Genomic DNA, 6,776 nt, shown 5'->3' on the forward strand with positions numbered 1-6,776 from the left:
GTAAAGGCTAATCGATTGTTTATAAAAGATGCATGGGGTTTCGGTATCGTCTGTTCCCGCCCCTATTGAACGCGGTAGACCGCGCTTCCAAATCCCATAGACCCGGAGGACTCCGCATGACCAACAGCTTATCCGCGCTCGATGACGTCCAACTCCAGATGCGTTCCATCATCCAGCGCATCGCCACTGGCCCGGAACTCTCCAAGGACATCTCCCTTGAAGAGGCGCGTATCGGGATGCAGGCCATCCTGGACAATCAGGTCGATCCGGTCCAGGCCGGTATCTTCCTGATCGCGCTGCGCATGAAGCGCGAGAGCGACGACGAAATGAAGGGCATCCTGGACGCCATCCGCGAGGCTACCGGCCATGTGGTCGCGGACGTCGACGACGTGGTGGATATCGCCGATCCCTACGACGGCTACAACCGCTGCCTGCCGGCCGCGCCCTTCCTGATGCCGGTGCTCGCCGAATGCGGCGTCGCCAGCATCAGTCATGGCGCGCATGCCGTCGGACCCAAGTTCGGCGTCACCCATCGCCTCATTCTGGAGGCCGCCGGAGTCCCGGTCGATCTGTCCCCGGTCGAGGCCGCCGAACGGCTCTCCGACCCCGGCCTAGGCTGGAGCTATATCGATCAGCGGGCCTTCTGCGCCCCCCTGCACAACCTGGTGGATCTGCGCCGCGCCGTCGTCAAGCGTCAGGTCATCACCACCGCCGAGGTGCTGGCCCGGCCCATTCATGGACGCAAGCACACCCATCTGGTGACCGGCTATGTCCACAAGCCCTATCCGCGCATCTACGCCCTGCTCGCGCGCCATGCCGGATTTGATTCAGCCCTATTGATTCGGGGCGCGGAGGGCGGCGTCATTCCCTCGCTGCGCCAGAAGGGCACCTGCTTCAGCTATCAGCATCACTCCGAGGAGCAATCCTTCGAGATCGACCCGATCCAGCTTGGCATCGAGCAACCAGTTCGCTCCGTGCCGCTGCCGGACGACCTGCCGCAGACCACCCGGCCAGGCGACGAGATCGCGGTGGCCGTGGATGTCCCAGCCACCGCCAGGGCCGCCGCCGAGGCAGGCCTGGAGGCGCTCGCAGGGGTCAAGGGTCCGACCTACGACAGCCTGGTGTGCACGGGCGCGCTCATCCTCTGGCACCTGGGCCGGGAGAAATCGCTGGAGGTAGCCGCCGACCGCATCCGCGACGCGCTGGATTCCGGCCAGGCCGCGCGGAGGGTTCGCTGATGCCCGAGGCGCCCTTCGTCGCCGTCGCCGACCGCGACGCCATTCAGGATGGGAAATTCATCAAGGTCACGATCGAGGGGCGATCCTTCATCCTCGCCCGTGTCGACGACCGCTTCCACGCGGTCGAGGACAATTGCAGCCACGAGGACTATCCCCTGTCCTACGGCTGTCTCGATGGGGATCGCATCAAGTGCTCCCTGCACGGCAGCCGCTTCAGCCTGGAAACCGGCGCGCCCATGGACGAACCCGCCGACACGCCGATCCGCACCTACGCCGTCAAGGTCGCCGACGGTCGCGTCTGGATCGATCCGACGCAGCCATCGAACTAACGACCGAAACGGCTCCGACCGGCGCCCGCCGGTCGGAATGGGCGACGAGAGACATTGACCATAAGGATGGCGGAAAACCCGCCCTCTATCCCTCAAAGCCCGAGCGTCCCTCGACCGCCCCGAGAGCCAGCTCGATCTGCTGATAGGCCCGATTGATCCAGACCTTGACGCGCTGGCGCTCCATGAGACCCAGCCCGGAATCCTTGTTATGCGCGGCCGCCCAGAGGCTGGCGTTGCCATGGTCGATCTTGCGCATGGCGGCGGCGTGCAGTTCCGGAAGATCGATCACGGCCGCCCCGAGATCCTGCGCCCTGGCATGGACCGGAGAGGCCGTGTAGGCGGAAAAATCCTTGCCGCGTCCATGGTTCCTCACCACGACATAGGTGGCCGCCCGACCGTAACGCTCCAGCAGGGCGTCGAGCAGCGCGATCCCGTCGGCGCCGTCGTCGAGTACATGCCAGAAAACGATCCGGGTTTGCTCCTCGCGCGCGAGGGTCATGAGGTCGTTCTGATCGATCCAGCGATGCAGAAGCGCCGAGGTCTGGGCCGCCAGGTCGACCAGGACGTTTCGCTCGGTCTCCAGGGCAGCCTCCATGAGCTGGTCCGCGCTCTCGATGTCATCAAGCACGATGGGGCGACTGAAGTCGGCATAGAAGCGCAGGAGCGCGCCATGGGAGCGATCCGTGTCGAAGGCCGTGAAGGCCAGCCCCTTGTCGATATGGTACTGAGCCAGCAGCCGCGCCAGGACCGATTTGCCGACCCCGCCTTTCTCTCCGCCGATGAAGTGAATCTCGCTCATGCTATCCGCCTTGGGTTAAATGGAAACAGGTCGGGCCAGAATCCCGGAGGGGCGCATGGTAGCCCCTTACGGCAGGCCGGTCATTGGAGTCGCGCGGGATTTAGCCATTGGCGACAGAAATCGATGGGGCATGCTTGCCGGCATCGCGGCGCCGAGCAGGGCATCCGCGCATCGTTGACGGCAATGGATGTCAGGCGATAATCATAGGCCGGATGTCGCCATGGCGAGACAGACGACACTTTACAGACAACCCCGATCTGGATATAAATAATAACAATTCCTATTTGATCAAAAAGCGATCGATTATTGACCAAGCGGTCAGCCCAGCGGCGCGAAATCAGCGCCTCTCAAGCCATCGTCCAACCATCGCGCCCGGATCGGAACGACCCTGACTCGCTCGGCCGACCATCCGACCCATCCGCATCCGAGGGACGTCACCCGGCCGATGCGCGACTTATTTACAACATCCACCACAGGTGTCGGCCGCCACCCAAGGCCGCATCACTCGTCACGTCAGGAGCCAAAGAGACCGTGAACATTCAACTTCTACCCGCCGCCATCGCGCTCGCGCTCGTCAGTCAATCGGCGGTCCAGGCCGCGGGCGTCGAGGAGCGGGGAACGACCGTCGCCGGACAGCCGGCGATGACGGAAGGCGCGCCCAAACGGCTCCAGAAACTGGATGAGGATCTCGACGAAAAGCGCACCTTGACCGAGGGTGACGGGGCCTGGTATCGAAACATCCAGATCGCGGGCCTGATCGAGGTCGAAGCCGCCTATGTCTCCCCTTACGAGGGCGACAGCGAGAGCGACATCACCCTCGCGACGGTCGAGTTAGGCCTCACCGCGCAGGTCAATGATTGGGTCGAGGCCGGGATCACGCTCCTCTATGAGCAGAACGTAACCGACCTGGAAGTGGACGTCGCTTACATCAAGCTCGCCAACGCGGATGTCTCGCCGGTCTTTCTGACCGCCGGTCAGATCTACCTGCCCTTCGGCGACTACGGGACCAATCTGGTCTCCGATCCTCTCACACTCGAGATCGGCGAAACGCGCGAGACGGCCCTGCAAGTCGGCTTCGCGCAGGCCGGTTTCACGGGTAGCGCCTACCTCTTCAACGGCGACAACCAGGTCAAGGGCCAGAACCAGATCGACGGCTGGGGCGCCAACCTCGGCTTCGCGCACGAGCAGGAGGGTCGCGCCTGGGCCTTGGGTATCGGCTACATCAATGACCTCGGCGACTCGGACGGCCTCGGGGATCTCGTCAACGAAAACCGCGTCGCCTTCCTCGACGAATCCATCGAGGCCGGCCTCGACACCAGCGCTTTCAGCGTCGACCCGACGGATCGCACCGCCGGCTGGACCCTCAACGCGGCGGCGACCTTCGGCCCCTTCAACATCATCGGCGAGTACCTGTCCGCGACCGACGACTTCGATCCCATCAGCCTCGGCTTCGGGGATCGGGGCGCCAAGCCCTCCGCCTGGAATCTGGAGGCCGGCTACAGCTTCGAGATCATGGGCCGCGAATCGGTCGCCGCGCTCGCCTATCAGGGCACCGACGAAGCGCTGGCCCTCGAACTCCCCAAGGAACGCTGGCTGGTCGGCTGGTCGGTTGAGATCCTCGAGCGCACCTCGCTCTCGCTGGAGTGGGCGCGTGACAGGGATTACGGCGCCAAGGACGGCGGCACGGGCCAATCCGGCGATACCCTGACCGCCCAACTGGCGGTCGAGTTCTGATCCTCGCGCCTCGCCAGCCCCCTCGCCGCCGCCAACGGATGGCGGCGGCCGGGGCGTCACTCGCCCGACCTCCCCGCTCGCTTCGACACCCCGCCGAAAACCAAAACAGCAAGGGCCAATTCGCCCTGAATTGATCCCGGTCAATGAATCTCCGACTTGGCAAACACAGCATCTAGTTGACGCTACACTTCGCACCACAAGATATAGTGCCAACGTCAGAGAGCCCCGAATGGGAAGCACCCACTCCAATTTCACGACCCTGCCGACTCGCGTCCTCAAGCGCGACGGGCTCGAGGTCCGTTTCGACGCCTCCAAGATCGAGTCCGCGATCCTGCGCGCCGGCCAGGCAAGCGGCGAGTACGGCCCCCTGGAAGCCGGTCTGCTGACCGCCCAGGTGGTCAAGGTGCTGGCCCATCGGTTCGATGGCGGACGCCTGCCGGACATCGAGGACATCCAGGATGTGGTGGAGCAGACGCTGATCAGCGCCAACCACTTCGAGACCGCGCGCGCCTACATCGTCTATCGCGAACAGCACAAGAAGCTGCGCACCGACAGCCGCACCCTGGTGGATGTCGGCGGCTCCATCAACGAATATCTGGACCGCTCCGACTGGCGCGTCGCCGCCAACGCCAATCAGGGCTATTCGCTCGGCGGGCTGATTCTGAACACCTCGGGCAAGATGATCGCCAACTACTGGCTGAATCATGTCTATCCGCCCGAGATCGGCGAGGCGCATCGCGAGGGCGACATTCACATCCACGATCTGGACATGCTCGCCGGCTACTGCGCCGGCTGGTCGCTGCGCACCCTGCTGAACGAGGGGCTGAACGGGGTTCCGGGCAAGGTCGAGGCGAGCGCGCCCAAGCACATGTCCTCGGCGATCGGTCAGATCGTCAACTTCCTCGGCACCCTGCAGAACGAGTGGGCCGGGGCGCAGGCGTTCTCCAGTTTCGATACCTACATGGCAGCCTTCGTGCGCGTCGACGGACTCGACTATCCGCACGTCAAGCAGGCGATTCAAGAGCTTATCTATAACTTGAACGTGCCGTCACGATGGGGGTGCCAAACACCCTTTACTAATCTGACCTTCGACTGGGTCTGCCCCGATGATCTGCGCGACCAGGTTCCGGTGATCGCGGGCAAGGAGCAGCCCTTCACCTATGGCGATCTCCAGGCCGAGATGGACCTGATCAACCGCGCCTATATCGAGGTGATGACCGAGGGCGACGCCAAGGGCCGGATCTTCACCTTCCCGATCCCGACCTACAACATCACCCCGGACTTCCCCTGGGAGAGCGAGAACGCCGAACTCCTGTTCGAGATGACCGCCAAGTACGGCCTGCCCTACTTCCAGAATTTCATCAACTCCGAGCTGACGCCCAACATGGTGCGCTCCATGTGCTGCCGGCTTCAGCTCGACCTGCGTGAGCTGCTCAAGCGCGGCAATGGGCTCTTCGGCTCGGCGGAGCAGACCGGCTCGCTGGGCGTGGTCACCATCAACTGCGCGCGACTCGGCTTCACCCATCGCGGCAACGAGGCCGGTCTGCTGGGCCGACTCGACGAGTTGCTGGAGATCGCCCGCAACAGCCTGGAGATCAAGCGCAAGGTCATCAAGCGGCACATGGACGCCGGGCTTTTCCCCTACACCAAGCGCTATCTGGGCACCCTGCGGAATCACTTCTCGACCATCGGCATCAATGGCGTCAACGAGATGATCCGCAACTTCACCAGCGACGCCGAGGACATCACCACCCCCAAGGGTCACGAGCTGGCCTGCCGAATGCTGGATCACGTCCGCGCGCGCATGGTGGAGTTCCAGGAGAGCACCGGGAGCATGTACAACCTGGAGGCCACGCCGGCCGAGGGGACGACCTATCGCTTCGCCCGCGAGGATCAGAAACGTTTCCCCGGCATCCTCCAGGCCGGCACGCAAGAGACGCCCTACTACACCAACAGCTCGCAACTGCCGGTGGGTTTCACCGACGACCCCTTCGAGGCGCTCGCCATGCAGGAGGCCCTGCAAAGCAAATACACCGGCGGGACCGTGCTGCATCTCTACATGAGCGAGCAGATCTCATCCACCGACGCCTGCAAGCGACTGGTGCGCCGCGCGCTGGAGAATTTCCGCCTGCCCTACATCACCATCACGCCGGTGTTCTCCATCTGTCCCAAGCACGGCTATATCGCCGGCGAGCATCCCTATTGCCCGATCTGCGACAAAGAGCTGATCGCACGCAAGCAGGCCAACCAAGACGCCCCGGCGCTCGAAGCCCAGGGATAACCCGACACCATGATTTGTCCAAGCGATATGACGAAGGAGAAGCGCACCATGACCCAGGCAACCATCCAGCTCAACGACGAAGAACGGACCCCTTGCGAAGTCTGGACCCGGGTCATGGGCTACCACCGCCCGGTCTCCGCCTTCAACACCGGCAAGCGCGCCGAGCACGCCGAGCGCTGCTACTTCAACGAGCAGCCGAAAGGCGCCGTGCAGCATCGCGAGCAACGCGCCGCCGCCTAGAAAAAAAGCCCCTCTCCCTCGAAGGGAGAGCAACTGTGTTTCAGGTCAAGCGGTTTTCCCATGAGCAGGATCCCAGTGCGCCTGATCGCGCAGCATGGCGTTGACGATGGTGAGGAGCTTGCGCATGCACGCCACGAGGGCCACCTTGGCGACCT

The 6,776-nt window shown here is 63.6% G+C and carries 4 protein-coding genes and 2 pseudogenes; 4 read left to right on the forward strand and 2 right to left on the reverse strand.

Going from position 1 to position 6,776, the window contains the following annotated elements:
- Positions 1-116 precede the first annotated feature (116 nt).
- Positions 117-1,238, forward strand: coding sequence for an anthranilate phosphoribosyltransferase (locus tag CKO27_RS17380; RefSeq protein ID WP_200376182.1), 1,122 nt, complete (start codon positions 117-119; stop codon positions 1,236-1,238).
- Positions 1,238-1,567, forward strand: coding sequence for a Rieske (2Fe-2S) protein (locus tag CKO27_RS17385; protein ID WP_200376183.1), 330 nt, complete (start codon positions 1,238-1,240; stop codon positions 1,565-1,567). The genes CKO27_RS17380 and CKO27_RS17385 overlap by 1 nt, the downstream gene beginning before the upstream one ends.
- Before the next feature lie 85 nt (positions 1,568-1,652).
- Here CKO27_RS17385 and CKO27_RS17390 read toward each other — a convergent pair whose 3' ends face one another.
- On the reverse strand, positions 1,653-2,366 hold the full coding sequence (locus CKO27_RS17390; protein ID WP_200376184.1) for a P-loop NTPase family protein: 714 nt from the start codon (positions 2,364-2,366) through the stop codon (positions 1,653-1,655).
- Between the two features lie 531 nt (positions 2,367-2,897).
- On the opposite strand from CKO27_RS17390, the gene CKO27_RS17395 reads away from it, so the two are divergent.
- Both CKO27_RS17395 and CKO27_RS17400 read left to right on the forward strand, forming a co-directional pair.
- Positions 2,898-4,100 carry an LbtU family siderophore porin gene (locus tag CKO27_RS17395; RefSeq protein WP_200376185.1) on the forward strand — a complete coding sequence of 401 codons (1,203 nt, stop codon included), beginning with the start codon at positions 2,898-2,900 and terminating at the stop codon, positions 4,098-4,100.
- Positions 4,101-4,329: 229 nt separating this feature from the next.
- A pseudogene (locus tag CKO27_RS17400) lies at positions 4,330-6,615 on the forward strand (ribonucleoside triphosphate reductase); the annotation flags it as partial.
- A gap of 51 nt (positions 6,616-6,666) precedes the next feature.
- On the opposite strand, the pseudogene CKO27_RS17410 reads toward CKO27_RS17400, so the two are convergent.
- Positions 6,667-6,776: pseudogene (locus CKO27_RS17410) on the reverse strand (IS110-like element ISSm3 family transposase); the annotation flags it as partial.

It is taken from the genome of Thiocystis violacea, assembly GCF_016583575.1.
GTDB lineage: Bacteria > Pseudomonadota > Gammaproteobacteria > Chromatiales > Chromatiaceae > Thiocystis > Thiocystis violacea.